The following is a 20563-nucleotide window of genomic DNA, read 5'->3' as shown; positions in this document are numbered from 1 at the left end:
AACATTAATGATTTGTTAGCCCTACTTAAAAATGTCCTAAGAAGCAACTACGTTTTATTGTTATATTTGAAAGAATATAATCTTATAAATGAGGAAAATTGATTATCACAAACCAGGAAATATAGAGAAAAAGATTATTCAGATACTTTCTGAACGTGACCATTTAGACTTTATGACATTAAGAGCATTTTTCCCAATTAGAGTTACCTCAGTTGAAAGGAAATGTGAAGATCTTATAACATTGGGATTGATAACAACAGAAAAAATCGATTCTGAGGTTAAATACGCTTTAACGGATGATGGTGCTCAAGCTATAACTCAAGGGATAGACCACTGGGTTATAAACAAAGTATTTAATCAAATAAAAAGTAATTCATATACAATTACGAAATCAACACCTGGTATTGAAAGATACGCTATAAAAAAATTAGAAAAAGAAGGGAAAATTTATTTAGAAGGTAAATTTCATAAAACTAAATTAAGTCAAAGTACCGGCGCTGAAAATATTGTTCTTAATACTCCTCCCATAAATTCAAAAAACCAATCGCATAGGAATTGGAATACCGTAATCGGTGATTGGTATCAAAAATATGAAAAGATTATTAACTTGATACTTGCAATTACTACATTTTTGGGGTTTATAACAACCATATTATAGCCTTAATTATATAAAATTCAAAATATTATGACATTCCATAAACTTGCAGAATTAGTTCTTAAAGATTCAGAAATACCTTTAACTATTTCTGAAATTTGGGAAATAGCAGTGAATAAAGGGTTAGACTCTAAATTAAACAGTAAAGGTAAAACCCCTAATGCCACACTAGGTGCAAGACTTCATGTAATTGCTCGTGATAATCCAAAAGGAATTTTTAAAACTGTTGGAAGAAGGCCTAAAAGATTTTACCTATCAAGTAAGGAGTATAACATAGATTTTAGTGAATATGAAGCTGGCAAAACTGAAGAAGAAACAAAAATAATTACTAAGAATAAATCAAATTATAAATATACAGAAAGAGATTTACATCATTTTTTAGCACACTTTGCTTTTTATTCCCTTAAGTCCTTTACAAAAACAATAAGTCATTCAAAATCAGAAAAGAAAAAATTTGGAGAATGGGTTCATCCAGATATGGTAGGTTGCGAATTTCCAATCGATGAATGGGATGATAGTGTTTTAAAACTCAGCAGTTCTATAGGCAACACCTCAATTGTACTTCAGTCCTTTGAAATAAAGAAAGAACTTAATCTTTCAACCCTTAGAGAAAAGTTTTTTCAAGCAGTCTCTAATTCTTCTTGGGCCAACGAGAGTTATTTAGTTTCTGCTGAAATATCTGAAGATGAAGAGTTTAGACTTGAACTTGAAAGGCTTTCATCTGCATTTGGAATTGGAGTAATACATTTAGACATTTTTGAGCCGAATAATTCAAAAGTGATATTACTACCTGAATATAGAGAAAACTTAGATTGGGAGACTTTGAATAAATTAGTACAAATGAACCCCGATTTTAAAAACTTCATCAAAAGAATTGAAATTGATTTAAAAAGCCATGAAATTAGAAAAGAAATGTACGATAAAATACTGGAGGATGAAAAGTTAATTAAATTGATAAAAAACATTTCGTAAAAAATATAAAACTATAGCCTTCCATAAAAAGGGAAGCACGACTATTACATGAGAAATAGTACTTTTGAAAATTAAGATATAATTAAAAATAATGACAAGCATAGCACAAAGAGCTGAATTACAAAGTCAAATATGGAAAATTGCCAACGATGTACGTGGCTCTGTAGATGGATGGGATTTTAAACAATTCGTATTAGGAACGCTGTTTTACCGTTTCATTAGTGAAAATTTCACCAATTATATTGAGGGAGGCGATGATAGCGTAAATTACCCCAACTTATCAGACGACGTTATAACTTCCGAAATAAAAGATGATGCGATTAAAACAAAAGGGTATTTCATTTATCCTAGTCAGTTGTTTGTAAATGTGGTTAAAAATGCAAACGACAACCCAAACTTAAACACCGATTTGGCTGCTGTATTTTCTGCTATAGAAAGTTCTGCTATGGGTTATCCATCAGAAGAAGATATTAAAGGATTATTCGCAGATTTTGATACTACGAGTAATCGCCTAGGTAATACTGTACCGCTCAAAAACGACCGTTTGGCGAAAGTGCTTAAAGGCGTTGATGGCTTAAGATTTGGAAACTTTGAAGACAATCAAATAGACCTGTTTGGCGATGCCTATGAGTTTCTAATCTCCAATTATGCTGCCAATGCAGGGAAGTCTGGTGGTGAGTTTTTCACGCCTCAAAATGTATCCAAACTCATTGCGCAATTGGCAATGCATGGGCAAACAACGGTAAACAAAATTTATGACCCTGCAGCGGGCTCGGGTTCCTTACTATTACAGGCTAAAAAACATTTTGACAGTCATATTATACAGGAAGGGTTCTATGGGCAGGAAATTAACCATACCACCTACAATTTGGCACGTATGAACATGTTTTTACACAACATCAACTACGATAAGTTTCATATTGTACATGGCGATACATTAATACACCCAGAGTTAGGTGACGAAAAACCATTTGATGCCATAGTGTCTAATCCACCGTATTCTGTAAAATGGATTGGTAGTGAAGACCCAACTATGATAAACGACGACCGTTTTGCACCTGCAGGAGTACTAGCACCTAAATCAAAAGCTGATTTTGCTTTCGTACTACATGCACTCAGTTATCTATCGAGCAAAGGTAGGGCTGCTTTGGTGTGTTTCCCCGGTATTTTTTACCGTGGTGGTGCAGAACAGAAAATTAGAAAGTATTTGGTAGATAATAACTTTGTGGAAACAGTCATTTCCTTAGCGCCAAACCTGTTTTATGGTACATCCATAGCGGTAAATATTTTGGTATTATCTAAAAAGAAAACAGATACCAAAACTCAGTTTATTGATGCCAGTGGCGAAGACTACTTCAAAAAAGAAACCAACAACAATGTGATGACCGACACCCACATTGAAAAGGTGATGAAAATGTTCGATAGCAAAGGAGAGGTAGCTCACGTAGCGACAACTATAGATAATACCAAGATTGCGGAAAACGATTATAATTTATCTGTAAGTTCATATATAGAAGCTGAAGATACCCGGGAGAAAATAGACATTTTAAAGCTTAATAACGAAATTACTACAACAGTAAAGAAAATAGACAAGTTACGTGCTGATATTGATGAAGTTATAAAAGAAATTGAGGCATGAGTTATTTAGATAAATTATTAGAGGGACATGAGGTTGAATGGAAAACTTTGGGTGAATATACAGATTATGAACAACCTACAAAATACCGTGTAAACTCTAAAGAATACAAAGATGAATATGAAACACCTGTTCTGACTGCAGGTAAAACATTTATTTTAGGATATACGGATGAAACTAATGGCATATATAAAGCATCTGAAAAACCTGTAATAATTTTCGATGATTTTACGACAGCCAATAAATGGGTTGACTTCGATTTTAAAGTGAAGTCTTCTGCAATTAAGTTGATAACTTCTAAAGATGAGTCTTTGGCTTTGCTGAAGTATATATATTATTGGTTAAATACATTACCAAATGGATTAGTGGATGGTGACCATAAACGACAATGGATTAGCAGTTATGCCAACAAAAAATTTCCTATCCCATGCCCAGAAAACCCTAAAAAATCTCTAAAAATCCAACAAAAAATAGCTGATATTCTCGATAAGTTTGCAGAGCTTACAGCAGAGCTTACAGCAGAGCTTACAGCAGAGCTTACAGCGCGTAAACAGCAATATACCTATTATCGAGAACAGTTGTTGAGTTTTGATGAGAATGAGGTTGAGTATGAAGATTTAGGGAACTTAGCTGAAAACCTTGATTCAATGCGTAAACCTATAACAAGTGGTTTAAGAGAGCCGGGTAACATACCCTATTATGGAGCATCGGGTATAGTTGACTATGTTAAGGGGTATATTTTTGAAGGAGATTTTTTATTAGTTTCAGAGGATGGTGCAAATTTAATTGCACGAAATACACCAATAGCATTTAGTATAAGTGGAAAAAATTGGGTAAATAATCATGCTCACGTTTTGAAATTTAACAGTTATGCGGAAAGAAGATTTGTTGAGTATTACCTAAATAGTATAGACCTAATACCTTATATCTCCGGTGCAGCTCAACCAAAATTAAATAAGAAAAATCTAAACAGAATAAAAATCCCTAATCCTAGTATTCAAGTAAAAGAACGCATCGTTGCCATCTTAGATAAATTTGATGTCCTTACTACATCTATTACAGAGGGTTTACCAAAAGAAATAGAACTAAGGCAAAAACAATACGAATATTACCGTGAGTTATTGTTAACCTTTCCAAATACAGAAAACTAACCAAATAACATGAGTCAATCATTAACTGAAATTGCAAGAGGATTATTAGCATCAACAAAGAAGGAAGGAAAAAAACAAGCTAAGATTCAATTAATTTATGCCTTCAATGGCACTGGAAAAACGCGTCTATCTCGTAAGTTTAAAGAGTTAATAGCACCAAAAAATTCAGAGGAGGATACTGGTGAACAAGAAGCTTCTGGTATTAAAATAATGTATTACAATGCCTTTACTGAAGATTTGTTTTATTGGGATAATGATTTACCTAACGATAGAGAAAGGAAATTATTAGTCCACTCGAATGGTTTTACTGATTTAGCTCTTGGATTTTTAAAAGATGAAAGTCAAGATGGTAACATTATAAGTAATTTTCAACATTACACAACTTCTAAAATAACTCCATCTTTTAATGATGACTTTTCTGAAATTACATTTGCTTATCAAGGTGGCGGTGATAATAGTGAACAAAATATAAAAATTTCAAAAGGTGAAGAAAGTAACTTTATCTGGTGTGTGTTTTATAGTTTGATAGAACATATTGTTCAGCTATTAAAAGAAAATGAGGATGAAAGGTCTTCAGATAAATTCAATGATTTAGAATATATTTTTATAGATGACCCTGTTAGTTCTTTAGATGATAATCATTTAATTGAGTTGGCAGTAGATTTGGCAACGTTAATTAAGAATGCAAAAGAAACCAATTTGAAGTTTATTGTCTCAACTCATAACCCATTGTTTTATAATGTGTTATTTAATGAGTTGAATCGTGTAGGAAATACAAGAAGATACCGATTTCAGAAATTAAATGATGGAACTTACTTGTTAGAGGACTCAAAGGATTCACCTTTTTCCTATCATGTTTTTTTACTAGATGAACTTAAAAATGTTGTTAGTACACGCAATTTATATAAATATCACTTTAACCTGTTAAGAAATGTTTTAGAGAAAACTTCAACTTATTTGGGATATAATCATTGGGAAGACCTAATTAAGCTATATGTCTCTGCTGAAGAAATATCAGTCGCGATTCGCCTTATTAATTTATACAGTCACAGTAAGTTTTCTGGAGATGAAATGTCCACTATCCAAGAAAGTGAAAAAGATATTTTCATAAAAGTTTTCAATCAGTTTTTACTTAAACATAGTTTCAAATTACAATTGACAGAAAGTTCAGGTACTGAAACGGAAATAAGACAATCAGAACATGCAACAGTATAAAACCATAGCAGAATCCAACAACTTTATTGTTTTAGATAGCTACAAAAAGTTTTCAGAACTTAACGAAGCGCCTGCAAGCTATCAAACAGAGGCAGATTTAGAAAGAGAATTGGTTCAGGATTTGCAACACCAAGGCTATGAATTTGTGCCGCAAATCAACAGTCAAGAACGTATATTGGTTAATGTGCGTATGCAATTGCAGGAACTTAACAACATGCAATTCACCGATAAGGAATGGCAGCGTTTTGTGGTGGAGTATTTAGATAAACCTAGTGATAGCCTTACGGATAAATCAAGAAAGATACACGATAATTACATCTACGATTTTGTGTTTGATGATGGGCATATTCAAAACATCTATTTAGTAGATAAGAAAAACATCACGCGCAATAAACTACAGGTCATTTCACAGTTTGAGCAAAAGGGTACACATGCCAACCGTTATGATGTTACTGTTTTGGTTAATGGGTTGCCTCTGGTGCAAGTAGAACTAAAAAAACGCGGGGTGGCTATTCGTGAAGCCTTTAATCAGGTACATCGCTATACTAAAGAAAGTTTCAATACAGACAATTCACTATTTAAATATTTACAACTGTTTGTAATTTCAAATGGTACAGACAGCCGCTATTTTGCCAACACCGTACAACGTGATAAAAATAGCTTCGATTTTACCATGAATTGGGCAAAAGCAGATAATGCATTAATAAAGGATTTAAAGGATTTTACCATTACATTTTTTGAAAAGCGAACCCTGCTTAATGTACTGCTTAATTATTCCGTATTTGATGTTAGTGACACGTTACTGATAATGCGTCCGTATCAAATTGCGGCAACAGAACGAATGTTATGGAAAATAGAAAGTTCTTTTAATGCTAAAAAATGGTCTAATCCAGAAAGTGGTGGCTATATATGGCATACTACTGGTTCAGGTAAAACGCTCACCAGTTTTAAAGCAGCAAGATTAGCAACGCAATTGGAGTTTATAGATAAAGTGTTTTTTGTGGTAGACCGTAAAGACTTGGACTTTCAGACCATGAAAGAATACCAACGCTTTTCTCCAGATAGTGTCAATGGTTCTGATAGTACCGCTGGTTTAAAACGCAACATCGAAAAACAGGATAATAAGATTATAGTGACCACCATTCAAAAATTGAATAATCTTATGAAAAGTGAGAACGATTTGGATATCTACCAAAAGCAGGTCGTTTTTATTTTTGATGAAGCACATCGTTCTCAATTTGGTGAAGCACAAAAGAACCTTAAAAAGAAGTTTAAAAAATACTATCAATTTGGGTTTACAGGAACACCTATTTTTCCCGAAAATGCGTTAGGTGCAGAAACTACCGCAAGTGTCTTTGGTCGTGAACTACATTCCTATGTGATTACTGATGCCATAAGAGACGAAAAAGTATTAAAGTTTAAAGTAGACTATAACGATGTTCGCCCACAGTTTAAAGGCATCGAAACAGAACAGGATCTAACTAAATTAAGTGCAGCAGAAAACAAAAAGGCATTGTTGCATCCTGTTCGTATCAAAGAAATTTCACAATACATCTTAAAGCATTACAGACAGAAAACGCATAGAACTAAGGGAGGTAACAGCGGTTTTAATGCCATGTTTGCCGTTAGTAGTGTAGATGCAGCAAAATGTTATTACGAAGAATTAAATAACCTACAACAAGATAGTGATAAGCCATTAAGAATAGCGACTATATTTTCTTTTGCAGCCAATGAAGAACAAAACGCCATAGGTGAAATCCCTGATGAAACTTTTGAACCAACGGCAATGGATTTAAGTGCCAAAGAGTTTTTAACTCAGGCTATCAACGATTATAACGCCATGTTCAGAACCAGTTATGGCGTTGAAAGCAAAGAGTTTCAGAATTACTACAGAGACCTTGCAAAACGCGTTAAGTATAAGGAAATAGACTTATTAATTGTAGTAGGGATGTTTTTAACAGGTTTTGATGCACCAACCCTCAATACATTATTTGTTGACAAAAACCTGCGTTATCACGGCTTAATGCAAGCCTTTTCACGTACCAATCGTATTTACGATGCAACAAAAACCTTTGGGAATATTGTAACCTTTAGAGATTTAGAACAAGCTACTATTGATGCCATTACCCTTTTTGGTGATAGCAGCACAAGAAATGTGGTATTAGAGAAGAGTTATAAAGAATACTTAGAAGGGTTTACAGATATTGCAACAGGTAGTGCACGTCGTGGTTATATTGAAGTAGTTAAGGAATTAAAAGAAAAATTCCCAGACCCTGATGCTATTGTAACAGAGAAGGACAAAAAAGAATTTTCAAAACTATTTGGGGAATATTTACGAGTAGAAAATATACTTCAGAATTATGATGAGTTTTCCAACCTTAAAGCATTCCAGGATATTGATATAAACGACCCGGAAGCTGTGGAAGCATTCAAAGAAACTTATTTTGTTTCAGATGAAGATATTGCCGTAATGAAACAAATTGAATTGCCGGCTGAACGAACCATCCAAGATTATCGCTCTACTTATAGCGACATTCGTGATTGGTTACGACGAGAGCGAAAAGGCAAGGAAGCAGAAGAATCTGGTATCGATTGGGATGAGGTAGTATTTGAAGTCGATTTATTAAAATCACAGGAAATCAACTTAGACTACATTTTGGAATTGATTTTTGAGCATAATAAGAAAACAAAAAACAAATCAGAATTAGTAGAAGAAATAAGACGCATCATTCGTGCAAGTGTTGGGAATAGAGCAAAAGAAAGTTTGGTAGTCGATTTTATCAATGAAACAGATTTAGATGAAATAAAAGAAAAAGCAACAATCATTGATGCGTTCTTCGCGTATGCTCAAGGCAAACAGAAAACAGAAGCAACCGAATTAATTACAGATGAAAATTTAAATGAAGAAGTAGCGAAGCGTTATATCACAGCCTCATTAAGACGTGAATACGCCAGCGAGAACGGCACAGAACTAAATTCCATATTACCAAAAATGAGTCCATTAAACCCACAATACCTAACTAAAAAGCAAAGAGTATTCCAAAAGATTTCATCCTTTGTCGAGAAGTTTAAAGGTGTGGGTGGGCAAATATGAATTCCATATGATAACACACATATTTTAAATTCGCTTAAGTCAACTTCTAGCCTTCCTTGAAAGATTCAAAGGGGTCAAATTCCAGTTTTAATCGACTTAACAATTGATGAACCAAAAAAGTTGATAAGGATAACTCTCCAAAAGAATAAATTTTAGAATGAGGGAAATTTTAAGCTAAAATTTGTCATTTAACAGGATCGAAACATATTATCCAATAAAATGAAAAAGATATTACCATCCTAAAAAAACAGCAATATTTTTTTGATTCCCATTTGCACCTCATGGCTTCTAAACACCTATAAAATAAGGAAAGTTACATATTGTATCGGCAAATAAGTTTATGCATTAAAAATAATGCCATGCCGTACTTCTAATCCTTCGGTATATTTTTCTTTAATTTCAGCAAAATCAACTATTTATATTATATTTAATGGAGATTTCTTTAAAGGTATAGAAGGTGAAAAAAAAATCCGGTTTTGTAGTGCTAAAGGTCATAAATATAGTTGCATTAATTCTTTTCGTGATGCCTTTTTATCTACATTCACAGAAGTTTAACGACAAACCGAATACTTCCGTTGCTGAAAAAATATATCTGCAGCTTACATCAAACGTGTATGCCTTAGATGAAGATATCTGGTTTAAAGCTATTGTCGCTGAAGCAAAATATCATTCCAATACGATATACAGCGGCTTACTAAATGTCGACCTGATCGATCCAAAGGGTAAGGTTGTATCTCACAAAAAAGTAAAACTAACCGCAGGGATCGGTTATGGTACTTTTGAATTGGGAAATGGTTTCTCCGAAGGGGTATACCTGATCCGTGCGTATACACAATGGAACCGTAACTTTGGAGATGATTTTATTTTTGAGTCCTATATCGATCTTGTTTCTGCTTCCGAAAAGCTAAATAAGAATCCTATAGATGCTGTAACGGTAATTGAAAAAGAACCTGGCCATTACCTTTTAAAAGGGAGACTTTTACTACCTAATGAACAAAAAAGTACGACCCTGTACATCTACCAAGGAAAGAAGAAGGACTCAATAACCGTAAAGAGGGATAAAGAAAAACATTATCCCTTTGAATACATCGTTAACGGAACTGCAAACCAGATAAAGATAGAGGTCAGTAATCCGGATGGAATAAAACACAATGAAACCGTTTTGCTAAAAGATACGATCGACGTTCGGTTTTTTCCCGAAAGCGGTTATCTTGTTCACGGATTTCAAAATAAAATCGGCATCAAGTCTTTGGGCGCCGATGGTAAAGGCATCGCTACACAAGGGGTTATTTTTGACAACGAAGGGCAACGCTTTGCCGAATTCGAAACCAATAATTTAGGCATGGGGTTCTTTTTTCTTCAACCCGATAGTTCCAGGACATATCATGCGAAGGCTTTTTCTCCGGATGATCCTTCTAAAACATATACATATCCGCTGCCCGAAGTAAGTTCAAAAGGAAGTATCCTATCTGTATCCCAAATTGCAGACAAAGTCTGGATTCGTGTATATTCTAATGTACAGGCCGACTATGCCTACATAAAAATAGCATGTCGGGGGATTGATTATTTTTTAGTAGAGGGGCCTTTACGGAATGGTATTTTAACAAAAAGGTTATCGACGGAAGAGCTCCCGGAAGGAATTTTGGTATTTACACTTCTGGATAAGAAAAAGCGTCCCGTTGCTGAGCGCTTATTCTTCAATCAGCCTGACAAAGCTTCGTTAAATATTGCATTGAGTACCGATAAGGAAGTCTACAAACGAAGGGAAGAGACCAAACTGGATATCCGGCTTCCCGGTAATGATAAAAAAGAAACCATTGCAGATATGTCTGTTGCCGTGATCAATAAGAAGTTGTGGCATCAGGGGAAAAAAGATAACATCCGATCTTATTTCCTGTTAAGTTCAGAGCTTCGCGGTAATATTGAAGAGCCGGCATATTATTTTGACGAAAACGGCATGCACCGGACAAAAGATTTGGAAGCTTTATTATTGACACAAGGATGGCGTAGATATAAATATCCTGTACAATACAACTCCCCTACTTTTTTCCGGCCCCAAAAAGGGATAGAAATCCAGGGACGAATCCTTTCGAAACACAGAAAAAAACCGCTTGATAAAATCACTGTTAATATGCTTTCTTTCGGAAATGACGTTGCATATTATAATGAAACTACAGATAGTCTGGGTCGCTTTCATTTTTTTCCGAAACAATCTTATGGCAAACGAATGCGTGTCTTCCTAAGTGCCATGGATACGTTAGGCAATACAAATTACGATATCCTGACAGATACACTGAAACCTCCTGAAACCGATTATGAGCAATCCGTTCGTTACCGAAAACCGGATGTGATTGTCAAGGCAGTAAAGGAAGTACAAAAGCAGCGGATCCGTTCGAATTTTATGCTCGGACCTTCGGATGATATTACTGAATTGGAAGAAGTAGTAGTTTCTGACCGAAAATTAACATCTGTTCAGTTAAAGCTCTACAAAAAATATGGAATCCCCGATGTTATCATTTCGGGAGAAGACATCAGGCGAAAAGAAAAAAAATGGTCATATGGTCTCTACAGCATCCTAATGTTTAATTACGGGGATGAAATCGAAATCGAAAAATTTTCCGATGGTTTTATGCTTGCGCATATCCGGGGCGGAAAGAACGAACCTACTTTACTGATGGTCGATGGTAAACTCCTTAGGGAATATGAATATGAATTCGTTCCGTACGTATCTCCAGATGTTATTGAACGTGTAGAATTAATTAAATATGCCAAATTTTTTAAATCCCGTTATCTGGATGTTTTTCCTGAAACAAACCCTTTGGAAGCTCCGTCTTTAGGACATATTATTTCTATAACTACTAAAGAAGGGAAAGGATTTTACAGTTCGGGACGGACTAAACCGGGCACGCTTACTACTTCTGTCGAGCTGTTCTCTCCTGTAAAGGAGTTTTATAGCCCAACTTATGAAAGTCCATTGGCAAAGCACACACCAAAAACCGATCTACGGTCCTTGATTTACTGGAAGCCCAGCACAAAGATTCATACTGACAAAAATAAATCGATTAGTTTCTATAATGGTGATATTGAAGGCGCTTACATCATTATAATAGAAATGATTACAAAAGACGGACGTATTGGATACAAGGAAAAGGTCTATTCCGTAGCAGAAGAAACCCCATGAAATATCATAAGCATTATACGGTTGAATATCACCAAACAAAATTTAAAATGCTCCGGGGTACGTTACTACCATAAAGTACCTGTGCCCGCTAACGGATTCTTTGTTTAAATGAAGAGGCAGGCAGTCCTTCTTTATTATACAGGTTTCCTTTACTGAAAGGTTGCCATCCATAATAAACATATGTTGGTTTCATCGTTGTTTCTATAATGATCTTACGCCCTTTAATCTTTGCTTTCACCGGAAGGTTATCAAGGCTAAACCCCCTCAATTCCTTTCCGAAGGTTGTCAACCCCTTTCCGGCATGATTAAAGAATATATATAACTTTCCTTGTCTGTACCTGACCTTTCTTACCAATGGTCCAGAAGGAAGTACTTTCATCTTATACACACCCTTTAATGCCCATCGTGCCAGTCTTTCTCCGACATTTTTCTTATCGCGCGGATGAACATCATTCTTGGCTCCTATATCAGATGAAACAGCCATACCTGTCATTTTTGTTTCATTCATAAACCTTCTTTGTTTGTTTCTGAATTCCGGCCATAGCTGGCCCTTATAGTAAAGCGTGTCTATTGATGAAAGCTGTACAAAATAAAAAGGCATATCAGGATTTTTCCACCTTTTACGATAATCAAAGAGCATTAATTTCTGTAGTTCTTTGTATTCTGTTACTCTTTCAGGTTCCTGAGCATTACTCTCTCCCTGGTACCAAAGCAGTCCCTTAATTGGGAATTTAGTTAATGATTTAATTCCCGATTCAAAAGCAAATCCGGGCTTATAGGCATGATTCGGACCTAATGAGTCTTTATAAATGACTTTTACATTACCCACATTATGAGTTCCCCTTTCCCGTACCCATTCCGGAAGTGCATCATTACTTAACCAATCCCCTTTTACCTTCCCAGAAAACCTGGCATCATTCCCCAGTATGTTTCTATCGATAAAAGTTTCAATCGGGGCTCCTCCTATCGCTAAATTAATCAGGCCAACAGGTATATTTTGTTCTTTAATGATCTTACTTCCAAAATAATATCCTACAGCGCTCATCGTCGAAGCTGACTTTAAATTGCTCTGCTCCCAATTTGTTCTATGATAAAACTCATCTGTGTTTAACCGATTGAGAAGTGAATCATTATAGGTTACTCCATAAACATATTTACCTGTAAAGTCCGGATTGTAAAATCGCAATAAAGGCTGATCGGCATACTTTTGTTCTTGCTTGAAATGTTTTTCTTGCTTTAGCGGCCATTCCATATTCGACTGCCCTACACACAACCACACATCGCCTACCAGAATGTTATTAAGTACTATTTCTTCATTACCTGAATACACTCTTAACTTTTGCCCGTACCTGTTGGGCTTCTGAGGTGGCAACTCCAAACTCCATATTCCATTTGCCACTACTTTAGTCGTAACTGTTTTATTACCGAAAGAAGCCTTAAGTTCAGCTCCGGGCTTCCCCTTACCCCATATGGTCAATGGTTCTCCCCGCTGCAAAACCATATGGTCTGTAAAGATCTTATTGATCGACAGCTGGCTATATACCTCCACAGTAAAGAATACCATTGTAAGTAATATTAAAAGTCTTTTATTCATTTCTCCTCGTGTTGTTTTTGAATATCAGACTGAAAACATAGCCCAGTATAAAACATGAAACCACCCCTAACAGGGTAAACATTAAAAAATTGATCTCCGTAAATACACTGACATACCATATAAAAACGGCACTACATGCCAAGCCTGTTAAGGTTCCGGTGGCATTTGCTTTTTTAGTGAGCATTCCGAGAAGGAACATACCCCCCAGCCCTCCTGTGAATAGTCCCAGGAAGGTATAAAACTGATCCCACAGTGATTTAATGCCTGAGTTAGCCATCCACAAGGCCAGTACGACTCCGATCACTCCTGTTATTACGGTAACCAACCGAGCAACTTTAAGGAGCTTTAAATCTCCCTTAGCAGGATTAAACCGTTTATAAAAATCATTACAGAAAGCTGTTGAAACAGAATTTAAACTACTGCTGATACTTGACATGGCAGCAGAAAAAATACCGGCTATCAATAACCCTGATATGCCTACCGGAAGTTCATTTACTATGTACCAGGGAAATATGGAATCGTTATTGGAAATCACCGGAGATAGTTTTTCCGGCATTTCCGTGTAAAAAACATACAACAATGTTCCGATACTAAAGAATATAATCGTAGCAGGAAGGGTTAGTATGGCATTTGTATACAAGGTCTTTTGTGAATCTTTAACATCCGTACTGGTTAAATAACGTTGTACAATGGTTTGATCTGTTCCCTGCGTGACCATAGCCGATGCCAGACCTCCGATAAAAACTACCCAAAATGTTGTATCGGTAAAAGTAAGGTTCATGTTGGCAAGATTAAACTTGCGCTTGCGCTCCGCATAGGAAATCATCTCTGAAAACGGCATATCTGTATGCTGTAAAATCCACACAACAGCCACCACGCTCCCTCCTAGGAGTACAATTACTTGTAAAACATCAGTCCAGATAACGGCCTCTATTCCTCCGAATGTGGTGTAAACGATGCAAATAATCCCCATGATCAGAATACTTACTTCAACGGAAATACCTGTAACTATTGAAATGGCCAAAGACGGTAATAATAAGACGATCCCAATTCTTCCCAGCTGAAAAAGGATAAAAGACAAACTTCCAAAAACCCTGGCCAGATAATTAAATCGATCTTCTAAAAACTCGTAAGCCGTAGCTATTTTTAACCGGTTGAAGTATGGGATGAAAAGAAACGCTATAAGCGGTGTTATCGCTATCGCCGCCATATTTAAGAAGAAATAGGACCAGTCTGTAATAAAAGCTTTGGCCGGTATTGCCATGAAAGTAATCGCACTCAGCAAGGTACCAAAAACACTTAAGCCTGAAGCCCACCATGGAATTCTACCTCCTCCAACAAAATAATCGTCGGTAGACTTTTGTTTATTGGAAAAATAGAAGCCTATGATCAGTGATATCATTAAATATAATACCAGCACTGTATAATTTAACCAACCAAACCTATTGGCATCCGTCTGATATCTATATTTAAACACTTTAGGGGTTCGTACACCCGGTGACACCTCGCCGGATACGATTATAAAGTCATCATTATGTTTAAAGCTTAATGCGGTTACGGGGATTTGAACTTGCAGGCTATCGTATAAAAACCACTTCCCGGTGATGGTATTATACGCCAGAATTTCTTTTTGAAATCCGGGATGGTTCTTTAAGATCTCCTTCCTTTGATTGCTTAAATCTGATTTTACAGTATCGTGCGCTGCTTTAATTTCATTTAGATACAATTGTTCTAATTTATCAAAAAGCTTCTCATCTGAGCCGCCATATATCAATACATGCATGGAACCTTTTGCTTCTGCGGCAGCCCCCATCAGTACTTTTTTATTTCCGCTTACAATGACATCTCCTTCTTCCTTCCATACACCTTCTTTTAAATCATAAGAGAGGTAACTGGATAAGGCTATAGATTTTTCTCCTTTCCGTTCATTCCTGCCCCCAATTACATAGATCTTTTTTGAAAAGGAACTTTCCTGGACCACAGCCGAATGAACAGCACGCGGAGCTCCCGGAAAATCGTCTAGTTTTTCCCACCCGCCGGCCAGTTTATCGTCAATTCTATAAAAACTGTTCGTGCTGCCATTTTTATTCTTCCCTCCGATGAGATATATAAATCCTTCTGCATGAACAGCCGTTGTATAAGCCAGGGGTTCGGGCAAAGATTGTATTTCCTCGATATTTATAGCTGCTCTTGTCACATCGTATTTTAAAAGAAGTACCTTATTTGCAATCCCGTCGCTATTATCTCCACCAACACAAACAATTCCATCTTCGGTAGACACACAACCTGCATATGCCAGGGGTATTGGAAGTTTAATATTTGATAGTTTCCACTGTTGATTTTTATAATAATATATGTGGTCGTACCAATGTTTTTTTCCTCCTTCCCACGGCATTCCTCCCGGAAAGTTAGCCCCTCCGGCAGCAATAATAATATTGTTATGCATACCTCCCAGCATTCCTGCATAACCCGGGCTCTTCTCCTTCTTCTCTATCGAGGGGATTTCATCAATGCCGGTAACCTGAACATTGTTTGTAGAATTCTCCTGCGAAAACACTGTATTTGTAAATGTACACAACAGAGCCAACAGGAATAACCGCATCCTGGCATGTATTTTGAAAAATGAGCCGGAATCTGATATCATTTTGTATTGTTTTTATCGGGTGACAAGCTTATTTTCCCGTCCTCGCTATCTAACGGTGCAAAGGTGAACATCCAGTTTTGGTAATCATTAGTTCCCGGAACCTTGATAAGAATTTCATTCCAGCCCTTCTTTAAAAGAAGCTTTACCGGTTTTCTCGTCCAGTATAGCTCTTCATCTCTCCACGGGATTTCCTGATCTTCAGGACTTCCCCATCCAGATGTTTTTGATGGTTTCCACCCGGGGTTTTCCCATTCAGGAGCCGGTAAGTTTTCTCCATTGATCCACACATTACCTCCATGGGCATCCCACTCTCCCTGATCGGGTATTCCCCCATATATTCTGTTGGCCCTAAAAGGCGTTTCAAAACCTATCCATACTGGTATCGTTTTTATTTTATCCGAGTAAATGTACGTTATGACATAACATGTCTCGCCTGGCTTAGCGTCGGGATAATAACCGCCGAGCTTAAATCTATCTTTTATATAGATGGTATTACCATTGGCTCGTTTATAACGATCCTCTTGACCGAATTTATCTCGAAGTATATTCATATCCACGGAAAGCGAATCGGTTAATTTTATCAGTTTCCATTGGTTTTGAGATTGTTCTACATACTGAAACGGTTTACTGGAAAAATATTTTTCTTTATGATGCATAAGGTATTTTTCGAAAGCCTGAAAATAAGCATGCTCCAGGGTTCCTGAAAGGGGTATTTCAGTTAAGTATTCTTTAGAAGTTTTTTTGACATCATGGGTCCAGGTTTTCCATGCATAGGTTAAAACCGACGGATATACCGGGTTAAATTTAATAAAGTCACCCTCATTGTCGAGGTTAACATCATGCCACATACATAAAATACCGCCTTGTACCTTATTCGTTGATCCTTTTCCTATGGGCTTAAAAAATAGTTTTGATATATGAACAAAAGGGTCTCCGTTATTGATATAATTATTCCATGAATCAATTTCTTTATAGGTCTTTTCCTCTATATGATCCGGCTTCCATGTTTGCCTGATAACCTTATCGTTGGCAGGAAGTCCGGGGTTCCAGATAATCACTTCGCGCCCGTTAGCTTCACAAATACCAACCATTTTGGTTATAAATTCTTCAGGGTTATCTATTCTTACTTCATCGGAACCAATGTGAATTATGGGACAAAGTTCTTTGGGAACTTCTTCAAAAAACTCGTTTAGCACCTCTTCGAGAATTTTCATCCCTTCAGGAGATTCCATTTTAAGGCCTGTAGCCGCTACAAAGGAATCGCTATGCCCTGGCATATCAATTTCTGGTATTACCTGTATTTGCTTATCTTTTGCATACAAAATAAGCGCTCTGATTTCCTCATAGGTGTAAAATTCTCCCGGATCTCTGCCGGGACGATGATTTTCGGCCTGAGTTAATTCAGGATAAGCCTTGCTTTCGATTCTCCAGGCAGGCCTGTCTGTCAGGTGCCAGTGAAATGTATTGAGTTTGTAACTCGCCATCACATCAAGCTGTTCTTTAAGCAATTCCAAACCCTGGAAATTCCTCCCAACATCAACCATATAACCCCTGACAGGAAATACTGGCCAATCTTTAATTTCGCAAAGCTGAATTTTAGATTTGCCATTACTACCGGAAATAAGCTGGCGTATGGTTTGTAACGCATAAAATACTCCGGCATCATCAGATGCTTTGATGGTTATTTTATTTTTTTCAACGTCCAGTACGTAACCTTCCTGCGGGAGTTCTTTATCTGTGACAAAAACAATGGTTGTTTTTGATCGTTTAGATTGCTCAATTCCAAACTCATTACAAATACGGTCAAGTTCGGAAATTATACTATCGTCTAATATGTTATCTGCAAGTACCTTGAAGTCCGAAAAACTAATCGCCTTTGACCCCCATACAACTTGTTGAGGAAATGGTATTAATTTAACCGGAGCCGCGTGAAGTTCTTCAGCAGTATAGTTTACTTCAAAACTTGTGTTTTGTCCATTTGATTTTGTTGAAAAACTAATTAAAAACAGCGCGTGTATTAAAACAAGAAATAGCTTTTTCATATTATTTGTAAAAGTATTGTAGCGCTGTATGATTCAGGTCTGTCAGAAATTCAGCAATAGCATCCGTCGTTGCTTCAAAAAAGGCAGCCCCTTTTTCGGCAGTCGCTTTTTCAGGGTTCCCTACACCTGTATCTTTAGTAACGGAAGTCCATTTACGCTGGGTTGTCACCCAACCTTCTCTCAGGGCCTTAATGGTAAATTCTTTTGCTTCTCCCTTACCTGCTTCTTCCAGGGGCAAGACCAACTCGGGAAACAAATGCATTATCATTGCAGTTTCGAGTTCACCTGCATGATCTCCGGGTGCATCAAAATACGCTTTCGCATCGCCGGCATGCCACCAGTTTAAAGCACATACAAAAACATCAGGAAATTCAAGACTGAGTTCCCGAATCATTTGTTTAAAATTATTACCTCCATGTGCATTGACGATGACGAGTTTATGAATGTTTTGCAGGTGCAGCACCTGTACAATATCTCTTAAAACTGCATACTGGGTACTAGGGTTCATATTAATACACAGGGAAACATCCAGCTGGCCTGTATTAACCCCGAAAGGAACTACAGGCAGTACTATAAGTCTCGCTTCCCTATCCCAAGCTTTTGATGCAGCTTCTACAGCTACTGATTCTGCCAAAAAATTATCGGTTCCATATGGTAAATGATAATTATGTGCTTCGGTAGCTCCCCAAGGTAATACGGCAACTTCATAGTTCTGATCTTTTACTTTCTTCCAATTAGTTTCGGCTAACACAAAAGGTCTCATATTTTATTCATTTTATCAGTTCTTCAATGGCAATTTTCTGAAAATACAAATCTCCATTGCCTTCATACAAAATTCCCAGATAATCCTCATCTATCCTGGTTAAGCATGAATACCCATAGTTTGATTCTTCATACAATTCGATCTGATGTTCTTCAGGCCATGTTTGCCCATCATCAAAACTTGTTTTTATGGTGATATGATCTCTGTTTGTTTTTGAATTTGGATTTGAGAAGAATAAAACCTGTCCTTTATCCTTCACTTCCGCTCCTATAATACTGGCCATACAGTTCGGCTCTTTCAAGGCTTTTCTGGAGGTACTGTGTTCGGTCCAGGTAGCTCCTAAATCGGTTGTAACGGCAATCGAACGTCCATTCTGAGCATCTTTTCTACCAGCTCTGTTTCTATCGTCTCTCATGTTTAACATTAAACTTCCATCGGTAAGCTGAACTACCTGAGCTTCTGTAGTCTCCGATTTTGCTCCTGTACCCACTTTCCATGTTTCTCCTCCATCTTTACTGTAAATAATAGTGGAATGGGGTATGGATTCTTTGTCTTTGAATTGGGCAGGAAACACCAACGTTCCGTCCTTCATGGTAATCCCCATTCCGGGGCCGTTAAAAAACAGTTTCCAGTCCGGATTTTTTATTTGTCGTGTTATGTTTATGGGTTCTGACCAGGTTAGCCCGTCATCTTCACTTTTCACTAACATAAACTGGCCGGTCTCTTCCGGTGTCAATCCCCGATCTGATGCCCACCATGCCCTTTTGTCTTTATGACCATGTAACCACAAGGCTGCTACCCATATTGTTCCGGTATTTTTATCTACTAATACTGCGGGGTCGCCAATTCCGTTTTCATCTTGTGGCAAACCGCCATATTCTCCCATATCCATAATTACTTTCATGGGCTCCCATGTTTGTCCGCCGTCCGTACTTCTGCTCATCCCTACATCTACATCTTCCTGAAGATCAACTGCACTGTTATATCTGATATCGTAGACTGCGATTAATGTTCCGTCTTTGGTTGTTGTTAATCCGGGAATCCTAAATGTATCAACATCATCATCGAATTTATTTCTTATTGCCATCCCCAAACGCTGAGCTGGAGCCGATTCATTTAAAAGATTCAGTACACCAGCGTTGTTGAATTCTATGCTTTCAGGAACCGCTTTAATTTTATTGCTTAGCTCAGGGCTTCCGTTTAATTTAACAGACAACCAGAAAAAGTTATCTCCTGGTTCCAAGTCTAAATTTCCATCAAAACTAACTTCTTCAGACACGTCAGATACCGAAGAAAGCAAAGCAGCTTCCTTAAAATTATCTGTCGTAGCATAATAAACAGCAGCTTCTCCAATATCCTCTAAGTCTGTTGTTCCGTTAAAATTTACCCGTATTGATTTCACCGGAGGCAATTTGTCTGCGATCTTCTGTTCATCAACAGTTAAGCTGAATTTAAGAATTTTATTTTTCTCCTTATTTACCAATACAGGTAAAATAAATTGATTTACTTCGGAAGGTTTAACCGCTTCTGCTATTTCGTTTGATATCCGATTGCTGTTACAAGAGGTAAAAGCAACAAATACTACAGTTAATAATATAGATATAAACTTCATTACG

General features: G+C 36.8%; 12 protein-coding genes. 7 read left to right on the top strand and 5 right to left on the bottom strand.

The annotated features are described in order from the left end of the window. Positions 1–88: 88 nt before the first annotated feature. The 7 genes from MQE36_RS11705 to MQE36_RS11675 all read left to right on the top strand — a co-directional run bounded on the left by MQE36_RS11705 (position 89) and on the right by MQE36_RS11675 (position 11904). Positions 89–658, top strand: coding sequence for a hypothetical protein (locus MQE36_RS11705; RefSeq protein ID WP_242936160.1), 570 nt, complete (start codon positions 89–91; stop codon positions 656–658). Between the two features lie 27 nt (positions 659–685). Then, entirely contained in the window at positions 686–1627 is a 942-nt protein-coding gene (locus tag MQE36_RS11700) for an HTH domain-containing protein (protein ID WP_242936159.1), read from the top strand. Positions 1628–1718: 91 nt separating this feature from the next. Further along, on the top strand, positions 1719–3266 hold the full coding sequence (locus MQE36_RS11695) for a type I restriction-modification system subunit M (RefSeq protein WP_242936158.1): 1548 nt from the start codon (positions 1719–1721) through the stop codon (positions 3264–3266). Further along, the gene (locus MQE36_RS11690) at positions 3263–4414 is read left to right on the top strand and encodes a restriction endonuclease subunit S (RefSeq protein WP_242936157.1); all 1152 of its coding nucleotides are present in this window, start codon (positions 3263–3265) and stop codon (positions 4412–4414) included. Before MQE36_RS11695 ends, MQE36_RS11690 begins: the two co-directional genes overlap by 4 nt. Positions 4415–4423: 9 nt before the next feature. Continuing rightward, positions 4424–5629, top strand: coding sequence for an AAA family ATPase (locus MQE36_RS11685; protein ID WP_242936156.1), 1206 nt, complete (start codon positions 4424–4426; stop codon positions 5627–5629). Continuing rightward, positions 5616–8723, top strand: a complete 3108-nt coding sequence (locus MQE36_RS11680) for an HsdR family type I site-specific deoxyribonuclease (protein WP_242936155.1) — start codon at positions 5616–5618, stop codon at positions 8721–8723. The genes MQE36_RS11685 and MQE36_RS11680 overlap by 14 nt, the downstream gene beginning before the upstream one ends. Before the next feature lie 457 nt (positions 8724–9180). Next, on the top strand, positions 9181–11904 hold the full coding sequence (locus MQE36_RS11675) for a hypothetical protein (protein WP_242936154.1): 2724 nt from the start codon (positions 9181–9183) through the stop codon (positions 11902–11904). 88 nt (positions 11905–11992) lie between these two features. Here MQE36_RS11675 and MQE36_RS11670 read toward each other — a convergent pair whose 3' ends face one another. From MQE36_RS11670 to MQE36_RS11650, 5 genes are read right to left on the bottom strand one after another with little or no spacing between them, the layout of a single operon-like run. Continuing rightward, positions 11993–13498: a sialate O-acetylesterase gene (locus tag MQE36_RS11670; protein ID WP_242936153.1), complete on the bottom strand. Its 1506-nt coding sequence runs from the start codon at positions 13496–13498 to the stop codon at positions 11993–11995. Continuing rightward, complete coding sequence (locus MQE36_RS11665; RefSeq protein ID WP_242936152.1) at positions 13491–16142, bottom strand: sodium:solute symporter family protein; 2652 nt, start codon at positions 16140–16142, stop codon at positions 13491–13493. The genes MQE36_RS11670 and MQE36_RS11665 overlap by 8 nt, the downstream gene beginning before the upstream one ends. Then, positions 16139–18184, bottom strand: coding sequence for a family 20 glycosylhydrolase (locus MQE36_RS11660; RefSeq protein WP_242936151.1), 2046 nt, complete (start codon positions 18182–18184; stop codon positions 16139–16141). The genes MQE36_RS11665 and MQE36_RS11660 overlap by 4 nt, the downstream gene beginning before the upstream one ends. 1 nt (position 18185) lies before the next feature. Continuing rightward, the gene (locus MQE36_RS11655; RefSeq protein ID WP_242936150.1) at positions 18186–18947 is read right to left on the bottom strand and encodes a creatininase family protein; all 762 of its coding nucleotides are present in this window, start codon (positions 18945–18947) and stop codon (positions 18186–18188) included. A 7-nt stretch (positions 18948–18954) separates the two neighbouring features. Next, positions 18955–20559: a sialidase family protein gene (locus MQE36_RS11650; RefSeq protein ID WP_242936149.1), complete on the bottom strand. Its 1605-nt coding sequence runs from the start codon at positions 20557–20559 to the stop codon at positions 18955–18957. Positions 20560–20563: the final 4 nt, after the last annotated feature.

Origin of the sequence: Zhouia spongiae, assembly GCF_022760175.1 — a bacterium.
In the GTDB taxonomy this organism is placed as follows: Bacteria; Bacteroidota; Bacteroidia; order Flavobacteriales; family Flavobacteriaceae; genus Zhouia; species Zhouia spongiae.
This window is presented reverse-complemented; position numbering and strand designations above follow the sequence as displayed.